The 20047-nt window shown below is 63.3% G+C and carries 26 protein-coding genes and 1 tRNA gene; 6 read left to right on the forward strand and 21 right to left on the reverse strand.

Going from position 1 to position 20047, the window contains the following annotated elements:
• On the forward strand, positions 1-230 hold a 230-nt coding region (locus tag PLL20_17100; protein HPD31712.1), incomplete at its 5' end, for a hypothetical protein.
• A 265-nt stretch (positions 231-495) separates the two neighbouring features.
• Positions 496-1326 (forward strand): NAD(+)/NADH kinase, encoded by an 831-nt coding sequence (locus PLL20_17105; protein ID HPD31713.1) that lies wholly within the window; start codon positions 496-498, stop codon positions 1324-1326.
• Positions 1327-1481: 155 nt separating this feature from the next.
• Here PLL20_17105 and PLL20_17110 read toward each other — a convergent pair whose 3' ends face one another.
• The 4 genes from PLL20_17110 to PLL20_17125 all read right to left on the reverse strand — a co-directional run bounded on the left by PLL20_17110 (position 1482) and on the right by PLL20_17125 (position 6583).
• A complete protein-coding gene (locus PLL20_17110) occupies positions 1482-2069 on the reverse strand; it encodes a hypothetical protein (protein HPD31714.1) in 588 nt (195 codons plus the stop codon).
• A 245-nt stretch (positions 2070-2314) separates the two neighbouring features.
• Entirely contained in the window at positions 2315-4456 is a 2142-nt protein-coding gene (locus PLL20_17115; GenBank protein ID HPD31715.1) for an acetate--CoA ligase family protein, read from the reverse strand.
• 352 nt (positions 4457-4808) lie between these two features.
• A complete protein-coding gene (locus tag PLL20_17120) occupies positions 4809-5054 on the reverse strand; it encodes an acyl carrier protein (protein HPD31716.1) in 246 nt (81 codons plus the stop codon).
• 272 nt (positions 5055-5326) lie between these two features.
• Positions 5327-6583: a putative sugar nucleotidyl transferase gene (locus PLL20_17125; GenBank protein ID HPD31717.1), complete on the reverse strand. Its 1257-nt coding sequence runs from the start codon at positions 6581-6583 to the stop codon at positions 5327-5329.
• Positions 6584-6898: 315 nt separating this feature from the next.
• Between PLL20_17125 and nagB the strand changes: the two genes are divergently transcribed.
• From nagB to PLL20_17145, 4 genes are all read left to right on the forward strand, one after another.
• Positions 6899-7699, forward strand: coding sequence for a glucosamine-6-phosphate deaminase (gene nagB, locus PLL20_17130; GenBank protein HPD31718.1), 801 nt, complete (start codon positions 6899-6901; stop codon positions 7697-7699).
• A 250-nt stretch (positions 7700-7949) separates the two neighbouring features.
• Positions 7950-8022 (forward strand) — tRNA-Met (locus PLL20_17135).
• 166 nt (positions 8023-8188) lie between these two features.
• On the forward strand, positions 8189-8830 hold the full coding sequence (locus PLL20_17140) for a hypothetical protein (protein ID HPD31719.1): 642 nt from the start codon (positions 8189-8191) through the stop codon (positions 8828-8830).
• Between the two features lie 384 nt (positions 8831-9214).
• Positions 9215-9703 (forward strand): hypothetical protein, encoded by a 489-nt coding sequence (locus tag PLL20_17145; GenBank protein ID HPD31720.1) that lies wholly within the window; start codon positions 9215-9217, stop codon positions 9701-9703.
• Between the two features lie 143 nt (positions 9704-9846).
• Here PLL20_17145 and PLL20_17150 read toward each other — a convergent pair whose 3' ends face one another.
• From PLL20_17150 to PLL20_17230, 17 genes are all read right to left on the reverse strand, one after another.
• Positions 9847-11046, reverse strand: a complete 1200-nt coding sequence (locus PLL20_17150; GenBank protein HPD31721.1) for a hypothetical protein — start codon at positions 11044-11046, stop codon at positions 9847-9849.
• Between the two features lie 13 nt (positions 11047-11059).
• Entirely contained in the window at positions 11060-11491 is a 432-nt protein-coding gene (locus tag PLL20_17155; GenBank protein ID HPD31722.1) for a hypothetical protein, read from the reverse strand.
• Between the two features lie 12 nt (positions 11492-11503).
• A complete protein-coding gene (locus PLL20_17160; GenBank protein HPD31723.1) occupies positions 11504-12310 on the reverse strand; it encodes a hypothetical protein in 807 nt (268 codons plus the stop codon).
• Positions 12311-12313: 3 nt separating this feature from the next.
• Positions 12314-13123 (reverse strand): hypothetical protein, encoded by an 810-nt coding sequence (locus tag PLL20_17165; GenBank protein ID HPD31724.1) that lies wholly within the window; start codon positions 13121-13123, stop codon positions 12314-12316.
• A gap of 12 nt (positions 13124-13135) precedes the next feature.
• Positions 13136-15133 (reverse strand): hypothetical protein, encoded by a 1998-nt coding sequence (locus PLL20_17170; GenBank protein HPD31725.1) that lies wholly within the window; start codon positions 15131-15133, stop codon positions 13136-13138.
• A 3-nt stretch (positions 15134-15136) separates the two neighbouring features.
• Positions 15137-15577: a hypothetical protein gene (locus tag PLL20_17175; protein ID HPD31726.1), complete on the reverse strand. Its 441-nt coding sequence runs from the start codon at positions 15575-15577 to the stop codon at positions 15137-15139.
• The gene (locus PLL20_17180; protein HPD31727.1) at positions 15574-15789 is read right to left on the reverse strand and encodes a hypothetical protein; all 216 of its coding nucleotides are present in this window, start codon (positions 15787-15789) and stop codon (positions 15574-15576) included. Before PLL20_17180 ends, PLL20_17175 begins: the two co-directional genes overlap by 4 nt.
• Before the next feature lie 144 nt (positions 15790-15933).
• The gene (locus PLL20_17185; protein HPD31728.1) at positions 15934-16323 is read right to left on the reverse strand and encodes a hypothetical protein; all 390 of its coding nucleotides are present in this window, start codon (positions 16321-16323) and stop codon (positions 15934-15936) included.
• Positions 16320-16520: a hypothetical protein gene (locus PLL20_17190; GenBank protein ID HPD31729.1), complete on the reverse strand. Its 201-nt coding sequence runs from the start codon at positions 16518-16520 to the stop codon at positions 16320-16322. Before PLL20_17190 ends, PLL20_17185 begins: the two co-directional genes overlap by 4 nt.
• 59 nt (positions 16521-16579) lie before the next feature.
• Positions 16580-17041, reverse strand: coding sequence for a hypothetical protein (locus tag PLL20_17195; GenBank protein HPD31730.1), 462 nt, complete (start codon positions 17039-17041; stop codon positions 16580-16582).
• 3 nt (positions 17042-17044) lie between these two features.
• On the reverse strand, positions 17045-17473 hold the full coding sequence (locus PLL20_17200; GenBank protein ID HPD31731.1) for a phage tail tube protein: 429 nt from the start codon (positions 17471-17473) through the stop codon (positions 17045-17047).
• A 42-nt stretch (positions 17474-17515) separates the two neighbouring features.
• Positions 17516-17944 carry a hypothetical protein gene (locus PLL20_17205; protein ID HPD31732.1) on the reverse strand — a complete coding sequence of 143 codons (429 nt, stop codon included), beginning with the start codon at positions 17942-17944 and terminating at the stop codon, positions 17516-17518.
• A 1-nt stretch (position 17945) separates the two neighbouring features.
• A complete protein-coding gene (locus tag PLL20_17210) occupies positions 17946-18182 on the reverse strand; it encodes a hypothetical protein (protein HPD31733.1) in 237 nt (78 codons plus the stop codon).
• Positions 18183-18200: 18 nt separating this feature from the next.
• Entirely contained in the window at positions 18201-18578 is a 378-nt protein-coding gene (locus PLL20_17215; protein ID HPD31734.1) for a hypothetical protein, read from the reverse strand.
• Entirely contained in the window at positions 18579-19463 is an 885-nt protein-coding gene (locus PLL20_17220) for a DUF2190 family protein (protein HPD31735.1), read from the reverse strand.
• Between the two features lie 12 nt (positions 19464-19475).
• Positions 19476-19799, reverse strand: a complete 324-nt coding sequence (locus PLL20_17225; protein HPD31736.1) for a DUF2190 family protein — start codon at positions 19797-19799, stop codon at positions 19476-19478.
• Between the two features lie 27 nt (positions 19800-19826).
• Positions 19827-20047, reverse strand: a 221-nt coding sequence (locus PLL20_17230) for a hypothetical protein (protein HPD31737.1), incomplete at its 5' end; no start/stop codon positions are given.

Raw genomic sequence — 20047 nt, forward strand, 5'->3', positions numbered from 1 at the left:
AGGCACAAGATTCAGCCCGCCAGTTCACAACCACGGCCACCATCGGCGGCGCGACCAGAGAACCGCTCCCCGCCAGCCAGACGATCCTGGCCACCCCGTCGCTGACCATCTCAGCCCAACCCGGAACGCACCACCTGACCCTGACGGCCCCAAACTCCACGGACCCGACTCACGTGACCTTCCCCGCCACGACTGGCCACCCGCTGGAAATTGTCCTTCAGGGACAATGACTCGGGCCGTGGCGGTGCTGTGGTTGTTGGGCTAATCTCAAGGCACTTTGCTTGTCGGCACGGCCCTTGGCGGGAGCTGCGCCCTGCACAGTGAGAAGCGTTCAATTCATGACGGCGGGCCCATGACGGCTTCCCGCCTGTCAGCGCGTTGCGCGCGCTGTTCGCTCCAGCCGATTTGCCTGCCCGACGAGGTGAACCAGCAGCGGGCCGCCAGCGACGGTATAATACTGCTCGTCAAATGGCCTCTGGGGGCCGGAGGTGGCGAATGGCTCGGCCGCGCGTGGTAGTGGTCTACAACCCGGACAAGCCTCATGTGGAGGCGACAAAGACGGCGTTGCTGGAGGACTTGCGTCAGCGGATCGATGTGGTGGCAACAGGGCCCATCGCCGACACGGCCAGGTTGGCAGAGTCAAAGCCGGATCGACTGATCGTGCTCGGAGGCGACGGCAGTATCCTGGCCGTGGTTCGCGCCCTTAAGGAACGGCAGGTACCGATCATCGGGGTCAATTTCGGCAAACTCGGCTTCCTGGCCGAGTTTACCGTCGAAGAGCTGGACAGAAACCTGGATGCCGCGGTGAGTGCCTCGGCGGCGGTAAGTCCGCGAATGATGATCGCGGCAGAGATTGCCGACAACGCGAGACTCGTTGCTCAGTCGGTTGCGGTCAACGACTGCGTCGTGCAGGCCGGGCCGCCCTTCCGTATGGTCGAGCTTTCGGTATCGGTCAACGGCGACCATCTGACCAACATCAGCGGCGACGGCTTGGTGCTGGCAACTCCAAGCGGCTCGACGGCACACAACATGTCGGTCGGTGGTCCTATTCTTCAACCCGAGACCCGAGCCATGGTCCTGTCACCCATCAGTGCCCATTCGTTGACCCATCGGCCCCTGGTCTTCGCGGGTGATTCGGTCATCGAGGTTGTCGCGCACAGCGTCAATCAGGGTACGACGCTGGTGATCGACGGCCAGGTCTCGTTGCCGGTTCACGCGGGTGATCGCATCACTGTTCGTCGGTGGCCCGCTGATTTCCAGTTGGTTCGCAACCCGGCCTATTCAAAATGGCACACGCTGACCACGAAACTCAAGTGGGGAAGATAGGACTGGGTTGATGAAGGTCAAGGGATAAGGGCCAAAGGATGAATCAAGAGAAAACATCAGCCCAACCCCGCGCTGAGGGTTCACGGCGGCGCGTCCTGCCGGGGCAAGGTTCCGTGCGGGCCGACGACCGAGAGCGGACACATGATGGTTCTCTCTCACATCCCCGGCGCGGTCTGCGGAGGCTTTCTTTCGATCGCTCTCTGAATCGCTCCCGGCGGCACTGAGAAGTCCAGCACATACTCGTCGGTCATAGTCTCATCCCAGGGCGTGCGGTAAGTCGCCGTCAGCACGTACTTGCTGCCCGGCCGGACGGAAGTGGCACCTTCAGGCCAGCCGAGCTTGAACTCGTACATCTGCGCATGGGTCCAGTGTCCGGAGACCTTGTCCGCGGTGTCGAGGGTCTGATCCCAGAAGGCCAGTCGCTGGCCCTTGGGTTCACCTGAGGCCGGCTGGTAGGACCAAAGCTCGAAGTAAAACGGTCCAGCGGCCTTGACCGGGTCTCCGAAACGATCAATCGCCCGAAGCACGACAATCACGCCGTCAGGGATGTTGTCTTTGTCGAAACTGGCTATACGTGTGAAGGGCTGAATCTTAATGTGCGTGGGGAGCATCAACGACAGCATTGCCCGGCGCTGGGGTTCGGTGGGAATCCGCGACGGCCCGCCGTTGCATCCAGCCAACATCGCACCAGCGAACATAAGCAGGGCAAGACGCCAAGTGATTGATGTAATTGAGTTTAGCATAGCGGGATTGTAGAGAAGCCGGCTCGCAACTGTCAAGGCAGCCGACCAAGAAAGCATGTTGTTGCCCGACCGCGTGCCAAACCCGGAGAGAATCCACCGGCTCGGATATGGCGGACCTGCGCGGGCTGCCGGTCGAGAGACTGAAGATGGCCCAGCCTTGGTCGCGCCGGTCAGCGCCTTGTCGAGGGAGTCGCAAAGGCAGAGAACCGGACGGTTGAAATGAGAACCGGGTGTGAGTATTCGCGTCACGTCAGCTTCTGAATACGGATGCGGACGTCGGCCACGTGACATCCCTGGCCGGCCGGATGGACGATCAGCGGGTTGATGTCCAGTTCAGCGATATCGGTAAAATCAGTGGCCAATTGGGAAAGCCGCTTGAGGCAATCCTCAATGGCCGGGATGTCGCTGGGAGCTTCGCCTCTCAGGCCCTTGAGCACGGCGGTGGTTCGCAGGCTGTTGATCATTCGCGTCGCCGTGGCCTCGCTGATGGGCGTGATTCGGAAGGTCACATCCTTGAGCGCCTCGACGTAGATTCCTCCCAGCCCGCACATGATGACGTGCCCGAACACGGGGTCGCGGCTCAGACCAAGAATGACCTCCTTGCCGGCCGGGATCATCTTACGCACCAGGAAGCCGGCGATATCACCGGCGCTATACTTCTCCAGAATGGCCTCGCGCATTTCCCGGCACGCCGCGCGCAGCTCGTCAGCGTTCCTGAGATTGAGCATCACGCCCTTGACATCGAACTTGTGTACGATGCTCGTCGACACAACGCGAAGGACGACGGGATATCCGAGGCGGTCGGCCGCAGCCACCGCTTCGTCCGCCGTTTGGGTCAGCTCGGAAGGAACAACGGGCAGCCCATAGGACGCCAGCACCTTAAGGGCCAGCGGCTCGATCAGGTAGCCGTCGGAGGCCTCCCGGATGATCGACGCGGCCGTGTCCCGATCCACGTCTTCATAAATCCTGATCCTCGTGCGTTTGCGATCGCGCCACCGGCGGTATCGGACGGCATCTTCCATGGCGTCGGTCGCCCACTCAGGCAGCACGTAGTGTGGGATACCATGGTTTTGCAGAATCGCGATACCGGCGGCCACGTCTTTGGCTCCCATGAATGAACACATCAGCGGTTTTTGCTTGTCGGCGTGGCGCTTCTGTTCTTCGCAGACGGCCTGTGCGATTGTGGTGATGTTCGTCATCGACTGCGGCGTCAGAATAACCAGTATCTGATCGACGTTGGGGTCTTCGTAAACTGCATCCATGGCGGCTCGATAGCGATCGTCACGAGCGTCACCGATCACGTCGATCGGGTTCTTCATGTTTGCCGCCGCCGGAAGGGCCTTTTTCAGTTTGGCCTTGGTCTCGGGGGCGAATTTCGCCAGTTCCAGCCCGCGCTCGATCGCGGCATCTGTCGCCATGACACCCGGGCCGCCTGCGTTGGTCACAATCGCGATGCGGTTTCCCCGAGGCAGCGGCTGGTAGGCCAACAACCGGGCGGTATTGAACATCTCCTCGATGCTCTTCGAGCGGATGATTCCCGCCTGCTCGAAGACGGCATTGCACACTACGTCAGACGAAGCCAACGCCCCGGTGTGAGACTGGGCCGCCGCCGCCCCCTGGGCCGTTCGTCCGCCCTTGATCGCCAGAATGGGTTTAGGGGTCTTGCTGGCCGCCGTGATGTGCTGGGCCACCTGCACCAGTTCACGCCCTCGCCGGATCTCCTCCAGATACATCAGAATGACCGAGGTCTGCGGATCATCGGCCAGATACGACAATAGATCGACCTCGGTCACATCCGCCTTGTTGCCCAGGCTGACGAATTTCGAGAAGCCGATATTCATGCCCTGGGCGTAGTCGAGCACGGCCGTGCACAGCGCGCCGCTTTGCGAAATAAACGCGATACTCCCCGCCGCCGGCATGGCCCGCGCGAAGCTGGCGTTCATCTGCACGTCCGGTTCGGTGTTGATCGCCCCCAGGCAGTTGGGGCCAATGAGCCGCATGCCGTATTTGCGGGCGATGGCTTTGATGTTCTCCTCCCGCTCAGCACCCGCGGGACCCACCTCACGGAAACCGGCCGAGATGATGATTGCCGCCTTGATGCCCTTCTGTCCGCATTGCTCCAGCGCCAACTCGCACACCCGGCCCGGAAAAACCAGGATGGCCATGTCGATGGGGTCGGGTATGTCCAGCACGTAGTCGTAGGCTTTCACCCCGGCGATGTGCCGCTTGCGCGGGGCCACCGGATAAACCGGTCCGTTGAATCGCCCGTTGAGCAGATTGACGAAAATGTCGTGCGGCACGGTACCCGGCGTGTTCGTAACGCCCAACACCGCGATGGACCGCGGACGGAAGATGGTGTCAAGACCGGCGCCGGAAGAACTGATCAACGCGGACGTTTCTGAGGAAATCGAAGGCTCTGACATGGTTCTCCATTCGACAATAACGCTTCTATCGATACAGCCCCAAAAACTTCAGACACTAAACCATTCTGCTGGAACAGGCAAGACGTCGGCAACTCGATGTCGAGCGACGAGAGCACCCGACTCGGCCGCCATGCGGGTCTTTGCCGCATCCCGGAGGGCCGCGTGATGCGCATCACCCGGGCGTCTGCGGAGACATGGATGCCGTGCGTCCCCGCAGAGCGCTCCGTCGGCCGTCGCCGGCCATGCGACGGCTGCCCGTGCGAGCAGAATGAAGCAGTCGGTATCAGGAGTCCGGGAACCTCGTGCCGACCGTCGATCAGCCTTTCAAGTGTTTGCCAATGAAATCGGCTGCGGCCCCGACGGTGGCCACGGCCAGAGCGGCATCTTCGTCCATCTCGATGCCGAATTCCTCCTCAAAGGCAGCGACCAACTCGACACTCTGCACAGACTCGGCTCCCAGATCGAAAGCGAAGCTGTGCTCGGGCTTGATCGTCTCCGGTTCGAGGTTCAACACACGAGCGGTCACTTTGATCACACGATTGAGTACGTCCTGATCTGCCATCCGATTGCCTCCAAAGTCCGGCGGCCGGCCGGATTCCATCCTGTATCCCATCCACGCGCACACAGGGACTCTCTTCCCGCTGGGGCAGACTCCTGCGTCGCCGCGATCCTGCACGGTGAATCTGACCGGCGGATCGCCGGTCGCGACCTCACAAAGCTCAGTTTAGCAGCCCTCCTTGTCGCATCAAGCCCCGATCATGAGGATGCGGATCATCACCTGCGGGTTCAGGTGACGGTAAAAACCTGGCAACTGCCCAATCAACGCCGGATCGCTTACTTCTTGAGCATCGCCCGGCGACCCTTGCGGACATAACTCATGCGCTCCTCGTCCGTGAGCTGGAAAACGTGCCGCAGGAGCTGCTCTTCGTCCGCGGTCAGCTCGACCTTCCGGCGCGACATGGCCGTGCGGGCCGTCGAGATCAGCACATTCAACCCGAAACCCTTCCCGACGAAGCCGTTGAGGAACCAGGCAAAGGGCGGAATATACTTCGGCAGCGGGGCCCCGGTGGCCACCAGAATGGCCATCGTGCCGACGATCGTGCCGGTGTTCAGAAGAGTGCCGATACTCGTCTTCACGTGATCACCGATCATGCTGCCGACCTTGGTCGAACCGGTATCGATGGTTCGGCCCCCCATCATCATGCTGACCGTGGAATAGTCATTCTTCAGGTCGCTGTTGGTCGTGAGGGCGCCAAGATTGACCCACTCGCCGACGTACGCGTGGCCCAGAAAGCCGTCGTGATACTTGTTTGAGTACCCGTGAATAATGCTCTCCTCGACCTCTCCGCCGACACGACACATCGGACCGATGCTGCATCCCTCCCGAACCTTGGCCCCAAGCAGAATGCTATTGGCGCCCACGTAGCAAGGTCCCTCGATGCGGGTGAAGGGGTGTACCTCAACCCCTGCCTCCAAGGTGACCGGACCATGACGCGAGTCAATACATACGAAGGGGTGAATCTCGGCACCTTCGCCGACAAAGACCTGCTCGCGCGGGCCGTAGATCACGGACGACTCATGCATCGTGCCGTGAACGCCGTTGCGGCCGGCAGCCTTGAAATCCGCAACGATCTCCTCCGGGTTGCACAGCATGACGTCCCAAATGTAGTCGAACCATTTGCCGGTGTACTCCTCCTTGGGCGTCCTGCTCGCCGCCGCAACCAGGCCGTCGTAGTCGGTGATCCCGCTGACGTCGTCCCTCGTCCGCCATACGGCCAACTGGTCGCCGTGCCACTGCGCCCCGTCCTTGGCGGGCGGCGTCCACTGCGACGCCCGCACGCGGGAATTCACGAAGAGCACCTCGTCGCCCTTGCAGCCGCGAAGGTCGTTGACGGCCGCGGAACCGCTGCGCCGGCGGACACAGGCAGCGAGGTAATGGCGAGCGATGACGGCCGTGGCCTTGGTGCCGGCGGCCCGCTCGATCTTCTCGCGGAGCGTAGTCGCCCCGGTCTTCAGCTCAAAAACCCCCCGGACCCAGGCCAGCGGCAGAAAACGATCGAACTGACTGTCCTCAAAAACGACGAGCTTCATGAACCGTCTCCAAGCATAAAAGAAAGCATCAATGGCCGATTGAGCCTAACACCTATACTGCCGGCATGCCGCTTTCGCAATAGCGCGACGGTCACTGCGATCGTCTCGAAGCGTCACAATGAATCAGGAAACCGCAGCGTGCAAAGCTCCGCGTTCTCCATGGTTCGGAGACGCGCTGCCACCGGCCGGCAGGCCGCCTTCCCCCTGGGTGCTTGCCTCTTCATTTGCCCAAGCACGCCGTTATAATGTCCCCCCGTCGCCGGCTCGTCGCATCGGGGGCGACGCCGTCGCTTTGTTATGTAACAGGAGAACGCAATGGAAGTCATCATTACCAAGACGGCCGACGAGGCGAGTGCTTTCGCGGCCGATATCATCGAACGCAAGTTGATGTCCAAGCCTGCCGCCGTCCTGGGGCTGGCAACCGGTTCGACGCCGGTCGGGTTGTACAAAGAGCTAGCCAAGCGCCATCGCGAGAAGGGGCTCGACTTCTCCAAGGTCACCACGTTCAATCTCGACGAATATGTCGGTCTGCCGCCGAGCCACCCTCAGAGTTATCGTTACTTCATGGAGGAAAACCTCTTCAAGCACATCAACGTCCCGGCCAGCGCGATCCATGTCCCTTACGGGCATGCCGACTCGGTCCTGGATTTCTGCGCCTGGTACGAGGACGAGATCAAGCGGAGCGGCGGCATTGATATTCAGATTCTTGGAATCGGCGGCGACGGGCATATCGCCTTCAACGAGCCCGGTTCATCGCTCGGCTCCCGGACCCGCCTCAAGACCCTGACCGAGCAGACCATCCGCGACAACGCCCGCTTCTTCAGCAGCATGGACGAAGTGCCGCGGTTCGCCATCACCATGGGCGTCGGCACGATCCTGGAAGCACGGCAGATCATCCTGTTGGCCTTTGGGGCCTCCAAGGCCGATATCGTGGCCGAGGCCGTCGAAGGTCCCGTTACCTCGCAGGTGACCGCCAGTGCCCTGCAACTGCATCCGGACGTGACCGTTCTCCTCGATCAGCCCGCTGCGGCCAAGCTCAAACGGGCGGATTACTACCGCTGGGTATTCGAACAGAAGAGGCGGCTGGTGCCCAAACTCATCGGCCACGGAGGCTGAGTCGGAATGTCCGATCAAATCCCGGGCCAATGCTGAGTCTTCGTTCGATCCCAACCGAGTCGGGAAAGGGTTGACGGGGTTCACCGCAGCCAAGCGTTGCCTGATCCACCGCAGCGATGATCGTCAGTTGCCCGTTTCTCGCTGCTCTCGTTCGCCTGTCTGGCCGGCGGTCGGCCAAGCGACCGGCGGCCAAGCCCGGTGACCCTCCTTGACAGCACTCCAGACCGATTGTACCCTGTCAAGTACATACTGCGGGGTGGAGCAGCTGGCAGCTCGCGAGGCTCATAACCTCGAGGTCGCAGGTTCGAATCCTGTCCCCGCTATTGACCGCTTCAGGGCCTCGGCTTCGGCCGGGGCCTTGTCGTTTCCGGCCGGTTCGCTGGCGTCCTTTCGCACGATCTCCCCGTCCGCCGTCAGCACCATCGGGCCAACGAACTGCTCGATGAAGTCCCTCATCTCGGTCGGCGTGGCCACCGTGGCAAGCGACTCTTGCGCTTCGGTGAGGGCCTGCCGCACCGCGGCGGCCAGCCGGGCGGTGTTATCGTTGGCGTCGCTGGCCAGTTCCGCCATGGCGTTCTGGAGTCGCTCGCGCTGGGCTTCCAACTCCCCGACCTGCCGCGATACCGCCCGCTTGGCCGTGGCGTCGATGTCCGGGTCCACCAGGAGCCGGGTCATCGAGCCGATCCTTTTGTCGAGTTCGCCGATCTGGCCGCGAACCCGCTGGAGCTGGTCGCGGTTGGATTGCACCAGTTTCCGCGCTTCTTCAATGGCGTCTTCAATGATCGAGTCGGCATCGGCGAAGACCTCCTGGTAGGTCGCCTTGATCCGGTCCATCAGCAGGTCTTCCCGGATGTTGGCCATGTTGTCGCAGGCGTCGCGCCCGTTTCTCTGACGGCAGCCGCATCCGTAGTAGTAGTACTCGCCCTTGCGGTTCTTGCTGGTCCACCGATAACACACGCTGCCGCACTTTTCGCAGAAGATCAACCCGGTGAACGGCCGGTAAGCCGGGGCAAGAAGCTGGCCGGTGTCTCGCCGCGGTCGCGCGTGCAAGGCCAGCCGATTCTGTGCTTCGGCGAAGGTTCCGTCGTCAATGATCCGCAGGCGTTCATCACTCTGCACGATGTGCTCTGACTCATCCCGCCACACCGGCACCCGTCGGCCGGTCCGTTTGTTGAGCTTGAAGCGTCTGCGGTTGTAAACGATCCGGCCAATGCAGATATCGTTCGTGAGGATTCGCCGAACACTCGTGTGCGTCCACGTCGGGCAACGCCGGGTTGGAATACCGCGCTTGGCCAGCCGGCGAGCAAGAGCCTTCAGACCAATCGACTCGCTGGTGTAGACTTGGAACAGCCATCGGACGACCGCCGCTTCCTCTTCGTGAACGGCGAGCCGGTGCAGGCCATCGGCTGTTGTTTCGATCCGGTAGCCGTAAGGCGGTGGTCCGCCGGTCCAAGCCTTCTGCTCGAACCGCTTGAGCAGCCCGTCCTTCGTCCGCTCTGACAACACCCGCGAATAGTGCTCGCTGATTACGAGGTGCATCCCGCGGGCCAGTGCGTCCCTGCCCTCGGTGACGCTGACCACCTCGACGCCGCCGTCCTCAAGCTGCGCGATGATCGCGCTGGTTTCGGCGAGGTTGCGGCCGAGCCGGTCGAACTTGTAGACCAGCACCCGTTCGATCTGGCCGGTTTCGGCGTCGGCCAGCAGCCGGAGCAAGGCTTCACGGCCGGCCATCGAGCGGCCGGTGCGGGCCCGGTCAACGTATTCGCGGTATGTCTTGGGCTGGAGGTCGCGGCGGCAGGCGTCGAGCTGGACTTCAATCGACGTGCCGCCATCCTGGGCGTGGGACGAGTAGCGCGCGTAGATTGCCGTCTTCTTCATGGGCCGGTCTCCTGGGCGTTGAGGATGTCCACGGCGCGGCGGGCGATGACCCGCACCAACCAGCTTCGGGCGTTGCGAATCTGCCGGCGGCTCGGTTGGAAAAGCTCGCGTGGGCCATCAACATAACCCCTTTCCTGGTTGTATTTTACGTCAGAATCGGCCGGGTTGAAAGCCCTTTCCGGCCGTTCCGCGCAAAAACCAACTTCGGCGGCACTCGGCTTCATGCTGAGTGCCTACCGGAACGGTTGCGGAGTGGCTGATGCACCGGCTCATCGCTCGCGATGTCCACCGTCTTCCCGCTGTGGCTCACGCGCGAGTTGGGAAAGCGTTTCCCAGTCGGGCATGGTGCCGGCGGTCTGGTAGGCTTTGCGGGCTTCGCGGATGGCGGCGTGCAGGGTGGGGAACTCCTGCGATTCGTCCTCGGCTTCGTGCAGGTGGCCGATGGCGCGGAGGCGGTGGGCGTAGCCTTCGCGGGTTTCTGTTAGCAAGACCAGGGCCGCGCCGAGGTGCTTCTCGATGCACTCAAGGCATGAGGCGCGGGTGACGGGTGCCGTGTCCGCCGCCGAGTTGATGGCAGACGAAGCTTCCGCCTTCGGTGGCTCACTGCTGGCGGATAGAGGGGTAGCGTCGGTCTGCGAGCGCCCGCGGCAGCCGCAGCCGCCGGTCGGCTGGGTGACGACCGGCTGGACTTGGCCGGGCTGGCGACGGACGATGGTGTTGACGCGGCGGCGTGACAGGGCCTCGGACGTGTTGATCCGGCGATGCTCGAAATGTTCGCCGATGCGCTGGGCGTACAGAACTTTGTTGCCGAGGATGGTGCACTTGTAGGCCGGCAGGCCGTCGCATTCGAGCAGGTGTTGCTCGCCCGTCCTCAGATCGTACTCCAGCGCGAACACGTCGCGTTCTGTCTGCCATGCACCGCTGATCAGAAGTGTATCGGGTTCATCCGCGCGGTAGGACACGCGATAAATGAACGCGCCGGGCAGTTCAATGTCGAAATCGCCCGACGGCTGGCGGACGTAGATCAGGTTCTCCGGGTCGGCGTGGACCAGCCGGTCGCCGTACACGAAGGCCGCACGGGTGGCATGGATGGCCACGGGCTTGCTCAAGTCATCGAGGTCCGGTCCGTCCATGCGGTAAAGGCGGTAGAGCGGGCTTTCTGATGCGCCACCGGCGATGAACGTTACGTGCCAGCCGGTGTCATCAGACCAGGCGGTGGGAGAGCACTCGGTTAGATCGTCGGGCAGGCCGGTTTCCAGTCGCCGCGGCGGCCGGTCTCCGACCGCGATCCACAGCTTCCAGCGCCGTGAACCAGCCGAAACATCCACGTCCTTCGGGCCGGATCGGCAGTAAAACAGAACGAGTTTCCCCTGATCGACGATGGCCTCGGCGTCTGAAGACGCAGCCAAGCGGGTCAGGAAGGGCATGTGCGTCAGCACGTTCTCTTGGTGAATAGCATCGAGTCTCATCATCTTCTCCAGATCAACACGAATACACGCTGGTCGTCGTTTGGCACGTCCCTGGCCAGTTGATCTGCGTGCCGGAAGCCGAGCGGCAGCCGATCTGTAGCTGCATGTAGCCGTTGTAGTAGTAGCTGGAGCAGAACTGACTTGGCAGGCCGACGAGTTGTCCGGCGTGGTTCACGCATCCCGTCCCATACCACGGATAGGAATACGGATAGCACGAACCGGTCTCGATCAGCCGCCAGAAAGCGCAGGGAGTCGCCTTGCCCGGCCCCTGGTACGGCGTCAAATCCCAGCAGGGCGTGCTGCTATTGGTGGTGAACGAGGCCAGAACGTACGGCGTGCAGCATTCGGAGCAGTGGCCGCCGGCGTTGAACAACTGCGCCTTGCCGTTGGTGCGAAGGGTGCGCTTGCCGGCTTTGAACAATCTGGCCTTGCCTGTCGTGGCCATCGTGCCGCTTCCTTAACTGGTACATGCTTCCTGCTCAACCATCTCGTTGATCCAGCCGAGCACGAGCTGGCCCTGGGCGTTGTAGTGGGCGTAGCCGAACGTGGCGGCGATCATCCAGCCCGCTGAGGGGCGCTTCCATTTGTGGGGCGAGGCGGTGGGATTGACGCCCGTCGCGAGCGTCTGGTTCGTCACGGGATCGACCACGCTGTAGGTCCAACTGGCGGCCGTGGTGCTGGTGCCTTGCGAGCCACCCGTCTGGGTCAGGTTCACCGGGAACACCGTCGGAGACCAGCGGCCCAGACGCACGACGGCCCATCTGACTCCCGTGCCGGAGTCCTTCCACAGGATTTGCGCCGCTCCGCCGCCGCTGCTCTTGAGGTAGGCGGCCGAGCCGTCCGCGATGTCGGCGTGCCAGTGGTTGGCGTTGGCGATGTCGATCTTTACTGGGCAAACGCCGGATACCCAAGCCCAGCCGAGTGCGCCATTGCGTATCGGCTCGGCCAGGACGCCGAACTTGCCCCAGTGATTCGCCGCCGTCGGTGTCACACCTGACAGCGCTGGCCGGTTGACAAACTGATCGAGGTTGTCGGCCGGCTGGATGAGCGGCGTGTTGATGCCCAGAATCTCGAACCGCGCGCGATCCGCGCCGCTGATGTTCTTGAGGAGCACCATGCCGCTGTCATTTGAACTCGACAGCGCTGTGCGCTGCTGGCCGAGTTGGCGGTCCTGGTAATCCCTGGCCGCGTCAATGAAGGCGTTGAACGTCTGGGCCGGGATGACCAGCGGCGAACCGGATTGGACTTTCTTCAACTCGCCCATCGCTCACACCCCGATCCCCATCAGGCTGAAGTCGCCGTACTCGTACACCCGCTCCACGTAGGCGGCCAGCGGGCGCTTCACCAGAGCCTTGGCCGCAGTGTCTTCCGTTTCGGCATAGCGAATCCACAGGTACTCCCACCCCTTCTTGCTGATGCCGCTGATGGAGCCGACGGTGATGTTGGACTTGTTCGGCGAGGCGGCGAAACGATAGGTGATCTCCCAGGCCTGGAGGCCCCGCTTGGTGCCGGATGCTCCGAGGAACAGAACCTCGCCGGTCGCGAAACCCTTCCACGGCAAGCCGTTGACCCGACCGGTGAGGTTGAACAGCGTCGCCTTGTAGGCCGGGGCAACCACGATGTCCGGCAAGAAGTGCGTCTCGCTGAAGTGATAGACGGGGACGGTGATGTCCACACCCTCGACGTTGTCGTCGGTCACCCCGATGGCCCCACCGAAGTTCGGCGGCGTGCCGACCGCGCCATAGGCTGCGACCGTCTCCAGCGACTGGGTGATGTGCGTCGTCCCGCCGCCGGTGTCGAACGAGAACGTCGATTCGTTTTCCTGGGGCACGATGCCGTAGCGAACGATGCCCTCCCAAATGTCGTTGGCCACCGGCTCCACCGAGGCGCTCTCGCGTGGGATGACCCACAAACCGTTGCCGTAGAAATCATAGACCAACGGGCTGGCCGCTTCGAGCGCGACCCGCGCGGCCACGTCGTCGTTCGTGCCGCGAATGTTGTAGCGCAGCTCAGCCGAGGGGTTGGTGCCCATCGTGACCTGCCGGCTCTCGAATCGTTCTTCAACGGTGATCGGCACGGTGCCTCCTTATCAGGCGAACGTCAGCCCGCCGGTGACCGCCGCATCCGCGAGACGCTTGGTGTGTTTGGCCGTCTGCTCGCTCGCGGTGGCCGTGCGCTGGGCGGCGTCGTTGCCGGCGGCCAGGCCTTGGACCGCTACCGGGTTGAACGTGCCGGTGACGGTAATCTTGTTGGCAATCACGTCGCCGAGTCCTTCCAGGCGATCGGCCAGCCCGTCGAGCAGACCGCGCGGGCCGGCTTGCGGGGCCTTGTCTTCGGCCTCGATCTGCTCGCGTTTCTGTTTCGCCTCGGCCAGGGCATCGGCCAACTGCCGGCGGGCGTCGTCGAGTTGCTGCCGCGTCTGATCGAGTTGACTGTCTGTGGCCTGGTCGAGTTCGGCCAGCGCTTCATCCTCGGCCTCGATGATGCCGCGCAGGCGGGATTCGTGGCGCTGCTGCTCGGCTTCGCGTTTCTGCTGGCCTTCGCGCTGAAGTTGGCCGAGTTGGGCGTCCTTGTCCTGCTCGATCCGCTGCTCGGCGGCCACGAGCGCCTGGTCGGCCACAAGGTTGGCCGCATCCACGTCGAACGTCTCGTCGAACAGGCCCTTAATGTGATTCAGCGTCTTGGTCGCAACGTTCTTGATCGTGGCCCAGGTCACCTCCAGGAAGCTGGTGAACCGCTTCCAGGTCCGCGAGATGAACGCCGTGGCCTCGATCCAGCCGACCTTCAGTCCGTGCCAGACGAACTCCGCGCCGCTCAACACGCCGGTCCACATCTGCTGGGCCTGCGTGAGCATAAACCGCTTGACCGCAAGCCATGTGCGGTTCAGGGCGGCCACGCCTTCTTGCCAGGCGAGCTTGAGGGCCAGCCACAGGATGCGCGCGGCCAAGGCTACGTCGCCGGCGGCCAAGGCGTCGGACATGCCGGTCACCACCCTGGACACGAAAGCATGAAGCCGACCGAACTGCTCGCGCAGCCACTCAAGGGCTTTGCCGGCCGCGCCGCTGTAAATGAAGACCGCCGCACCAAGGGCCGCGACCGCCGCGATGACCAAGCCAATCGGCGAGAGCAAGGCCGTGAGCGCGGAGCCGACCACGCCCAGAACGGTTCCAACTCCCGATGCGACGGCGGCCAGTCCACCTAGTGCCGCGGCCATGCCGGACACCACCCAACTCAGGCCGATGATGGCCACGCCGGCGGCGGCGACGGTCGCTGCGACCTTGGCGACGGTGACCACCACCGCCTTGTTCTGGCTGATCCAGTTGGTGACAGAAACAACTGTTCGGGTGATGGTGTTTGATAGCTCGACCACCGCTGGGGCCAATACCGAGCCGACCACGAACGCGCCCTGTTTCACGACGCGCCACAGGATGTTCAGCGTATCGTTGAGTACGGCGGCATCCTGGGCCGTCCCCGTCGAGACAGTCAGGCCGAGCGCGCGGGCCTGCTCCCGCAGTTGCCCGATGCCTCTGGCCCCATCCTGCATCAGCGGGAGCAACTGCGTTCCCGACCGGCCAAAGACTTCCATCGCGGACGCTGCACGCAAGGTCGGGTCTTGAATCTGACTGAGCCGGTCAGCGATGAGGGCAAACTGTTGCTCGGGAGCCAGGCCCTGGAGCTTTGCCAGCGTCAGCCCCAGCTTGCCGAGTGTGTCGCCCGCGGAGGCCGAGCCGTCAGCCGCATCACCGATCACCTTCTGCATCCGGCGCAGGCCGAGTTCGAGCGTTTCCAGGTCCGCGCCGGATTGCTCAGCGGCAAATCCCAGTTCCGAGAGCGCCTCGCTGCTGACGCCCGTCCGGGCCGCCATCTTGTTCAGCGTGTCGCCGGCGCTGGAAAAGTATTTGACCGTTGCCCCGAGTGGTGCGAGCACTGAGGCGGCCACGGCGGTCATGCGCGTGCCGATGGAGCGCAACCCCTCGCCGAAGGCCCGCAATTGCCGCTGCGCCCGACGCAACCCGGCGGTGAGCTTGTCGCTCACGCCGAGTTCGACGAATGCTCGACCGGCTCGAATGCCCTGTGTGCTGGCCATTGCTCACCCTGGCCGAATACTGTTCCGCCACAACGCCGGGAACTTCGGCAGTTCCTTCTCCATTGCCGGACCCATGTAGGGTCGCCTTTGAATACGAGCCCGCGCGCGGACGCGGCGACCGCGCACGCGTTGTTCGATGACCGTCGTGCCGCCCAACTCCAGCACGCGCGGTGCTTCGCCCGGTTTATTGAGCCTCACCGGTCCGACCACGACCGAATCGGTGCCACGGTCGTAGCCGAACAGGATGAACCGGCGCAGCAGGCCGGTGTGCGAGTAAGGCGGACTGCCCGGCGACGATGTTCCTTGGCGCTTGCGGATGCTTGTGCGGGCGGCTTGACGAATGAACGCGCCCGCGCGCGACAGCACCCCACGCTTGGCTTTGTTCACCGCCCGCGCGACCATTGGCCGGTCGAAGAACAGTTCTTTGATCCGCAGGTCGATCATTCCGTCTTGCCATTCTTCTCGACCTTGCCGACGGCCAACCGCATGGCCGCACCGGTCAGGCCGGCGATGGTGGTGCCGATGGCGACGTACTGCTGCTCGGTGAGCCAGTTGGCCGCGCCGTCAATCAATACGTCCAAACTCCAGACCGCGCCCAGCAGGCTGAGAAGCAGGCTGCCGATGAGTGTCTTCTTGCCGTCCAGCCACGTCAGCATGAGGTTGTGCCTCCAATACAAACCCCGGCTCATCCTTGGCCGGGTCGTTCAGGTAGTATTTGCCGCCCAGATGCACGTGCAGTGTGCAACCTGCGAGCAGCACGCCGCACACGCACGCGAACCATGTCCCGCGATGCCGTTTGCTCACGGCTCCTCCCGATTGGCCGGCTGCGTGGCCGAGCCTCCGCCTGTGGCGTGCGGGCTCGTTTCCGTCTCCTCGTTGCTGGTGCTGGAGACCTGAATCTGCCCCGCCACACCTTCGACGCCGACGGTCGCCCGGCCTTCAATGCCCACCACCCACTTGCCCTCGAACATCACCGCGTAGGTCGGGTTGATGCCTTGCGCGCCGGCTTGGATGGAAAGTTGCTCGACACCCTGCGCGAGCCCCTCGCGCACCGCCGGGATGATCGCCTCGTCCGCCAGCTTGTTGGCGAACGCCTCAATGGGCGGCTGGGGATTCAGGCTGGCGCAGCCGACCAGCGCCGCGTGGATCAGACCGATGATTGAGAACTCCGCGAATGCTACGTTCTTCATGTGTGAGCCTCCTGCTTGGGAATACGTCCATGCACAAACACGTCTTTGAGAATCTCGACGCCCACCATGGGCGGTTGACTGCGCTTGACGAACGGATCGAAGTCACTCGGCCGATACGGCGGCGTTTTCTTCGGGTCGCGATGGCAGTTAGCCAGCAGGGCCATCAGCGAGCTGGTCCGCGACCAGTCGTCCTTCATGCGGGCCTCGGCCATCGCCAGCAATTCGCGGAGCGTCAGCCGCTCGGGCTCGACGCCGACTATGCCGGCGCACCGCCAGATGAGTTCGTGGCAGTCGCCAGCGCTTGCTCGACCACCCGGTCGAGTTCGCCGTTGGTCAGTCGCGCTTCGACCACGTCTCTCGCTCGATCCATCGCCGTCCACGTCGCTTCGAGCACCCGCTGGAGATTCGCCCGATCTCTCGGGCTCGGGGAAAAACCCACGAGTTCCTCCAGCAGTGCCTTCGTCGCGTGCTCGATGGCGTCGCCGGCCATCGCCTTGCCGAACTCCTCGTCGCTGACACCCTTGGCATCCGCTTCCGGCTTGCACGCCGCGTAGACCACATCGCACAGCAGCACAGGATCGCGGATGAACCGCTCGATCAGCTTGCCATCGACGACTTCGAGCAGGTCCACCTCCAGCAGCCCGCGCACGCGCTTGATCGCACCGACGTTGATAACGATGGTCCAAGTCCGGCCGGCATTGTCGGTAAAGGTTCGCATGGATTACGTTCCTCCTGCGGTCTTCCAGGTCGGTGCCCGGGTCGAATAGGTCGGCTTGGCGGTCACGCTGACGGTGATCGCTTCTTCCAGCGGCTCGTTGCGGCTGAAGTTGGTGATCGAGAAGTCCGCGTCGAGGCCTTCGCCGTTGGGGCCATCGAGAATCGCCAGGGCGATTGACGTGTTGTTGAAGTAGGCGTTCTTGATCGCGGTGAAGCCCGCGTTGCCGGTATCCCAGATCATCTCGAACTCAACGGTGCCGCTCTTGAGCGTGGCCACCGTCGCCCGCCAGCCCTGGTTGCCGCGCGTGGTGACATCCGCCTCGCCCGTCTCCAGATTCAAGGTCACATCCTTGACGTTGTTCAGTTCGGTGTTGGCCGTCGATCCGGCCGGCCCGTAGTAGAGCTTGGCTTCCATGCCCAGTTTGATAGCCATAACCTTCTCCTGATCTCGCCGGCCCCAACGTCCGGCGTGTTTCTACCGCTGCACGCGGTACGCCACGGTCAGTACGCTCGTCAGCACATGCTTGGAGTCCAGATGCTCGGCCGCGAAGATCGGATCGTGCGTCGGGCTCAACCAGGCCGCTTCGGGCGCATCGTCCAACCGCCGGCCCCGCAGATGGGTCATGAGTTCATCGACGAGGCCCAAGAGCGCATCCGCCTCGGCCTGGTCTTCTGGGTTGACCTTCTTCTGCACGCCGATGTCGATGGCGCAATCGAAAAAGCCGCTGTCGCGGGTGGCATTGGTGATCGACACCGATTTCGGCACGACGGTGACGCGGAGCGTCTCCATCTCAGCCAGGGCGAACGACGGCTGATACCGCCGCTGTGCGGTAAACGACTGGCTGAACGAGCCGCCATTCAGGCTGGTCACGACGGCATCGGCGATCTGCGTGATGACGCTCATCTCACACTTCCTCCCGGGCAATGCATGGCCGCGAGATGATCTTGTCATGCAGCGAGCGATTCAGGTTCAGCAGATCGCTGGTTGTGTTGGTGAGGTCGCGAATCGCCTCGGTGTTGGCCGCGATAATCCGGTTGTTCGCCTCCAGCACCTCCAGCAACTGGCGAATGAGCCAGATCACCACGCCCAGCAGGACCACGGAGAAGCCCAGGAAGCCGTACTGCACCACGGGTTGAATCATCCAGTTCTCCACGTGCGGTTACTCCGTCGCTACATGCTTCGTGTGAATCCTCAGCGTCCGCCGGTACGCATCGCTGTACCGCCACGGCGGTTCGGCGCCCGGAGCCATGACCTCATAGACGAACGTCTGATCACCGGCTGGCTCTCTGATCCTGTCGCCGGCCTTTGGCAGCGTCTGACTGCCCGCCAGCACGAGGTCCGCTTCCCGCACCAGGAAGTCGCGCGATTCGGTCCGATGAATCACGCCGAACTCATCCGCCTGCTCGAAGACCGTCCGACCCACTGTCGCGGCCAATTCGACTGATTCGCCGCCGCGCTGGTAAACCACCGTCCGCGTCAGGTGCGTGTGACGCTGGTCTTCCAGCCAGTTCGATCCTTTCTCCAGCAGGCCCGACATCTAAAACCACCGCAGTCTGACCAGGACCGTCGTTTCGGCGCTGGGCGCGTCCGCGATCACCACGCCGATGGGCGTACGGACCGCCGGGGAACCAGGCGACTCGCACAGGGCCACGTCATCGAAGGACACATCGACCACCGCCGTGGGCGAGGTGTTCTGGCCTACCTTGAGGACCAGGTACATCGTCGCCGCGGTCGCGGTGAACGTGAGCGACTGGGCCACGGAAGCGCTGGCCTGATCGCCGTTCCATCGCGCGCCGACGTATGTGTCCCACTTGGCCAGAAGCAGCCTTCCCCCCGAACCGCCGGCGTAGTCCTGGCCGTTGACCGGCACGGGAGTGCCGATCAGCACTTCCGCCCAGGCAGCGTCCACGGTCGAAGCCAGGTCGCGACACAGGACACGCAACGTGTAAGCCCGGCCCGGCGTCAGCGTCACCGCCTGGTAGACGCCGCCGTTGAAGTTGCCGGTCTGCCAGATACGCAGGCCAGGCGCTTTACCACCGGCCGGCACCAAAGGTGAGTTGAAGTCCCGCGAGGCGCTGCCGCGCTCGGTCCAGGTGGTCCAGTTGGCGCTGCCGGCAAGGAAGCGCCCGTTGACCACGGGATTGCCCGCGCAACCCAGCAGGGTTGGCGAGGCGACGATCTTCTGTTGGAGGGCGTCCCAGTAGACCTTTTGTCCGGCGACCAGGTCTTCGGCCGCTTTGGGCAACTGGAACACGCCCTCGACGGCGAGGGCACCCTTCACGCCGGCCGGCACCGGTCGCGGCGCGACGCCAATGAACCCACCGCCGTCCGGCGTGACGATAGAGACCACCTCGCCGGCGGCCAGGTCGGTCGCCGGCGTGTAGTCAATTGAAGCACCCTCATGCACGAAGCTCGCGGTCATCTCTGTCCATCCTCACTGCGACATCCGCACGCGGACGGTCGTATCCGTATCCGCGGCGGCCTTGACGCACTTGCCGATCAGCTTGTTGCCCGAGGCCGTGGTCGTTGCCCGCTGGTTGGTCGCGTCCCAATAACACAAAGCCCCGACGGAAATGGCCGAGCCGGTCGCCTTGGGGAAGTCGAAGATGCCATCAACGGCCAGCGCCCCAAGAGTGTTGGCCGGAATATCCACCTTGGCCACGCCGACCAGTTCGCCCTGGATGACGACCGCGCCCGCCGTCACGGCCGAGCCGGGGGTGTAGTCGATGCTACTTCCATCGTGAATGAACGTTGCCATGTCGGTTTGCTCCTATGACTGCGAGGCTTATGCCTCGCCCTTCATCTTCACGCCTGCCCGGTAGTCCTGGAGGGCAACGCCGAAGTCGAAATACCCGCGGAACTGAATGCCCAGGACGTTGAAGTCGGCGTCCGCTCGCTCCACCGTCGGGGTCTGCTGCCCGTTAAGGAAGGCCACCTCGATAACCGGCAGATCGTCGGGGTCGGCCAGCAGATACCACGCCTTGGCCGAGGTGCCGCTGATGCTGG

This window comes from Phycisphaerae bacterium (assembly GCA_035384605.1).
Taxonomy (GTDB): Bacteria; Planctomycetota; Phycisphaerae; order UBA1845; family PWPN01; genus JAUCQB01.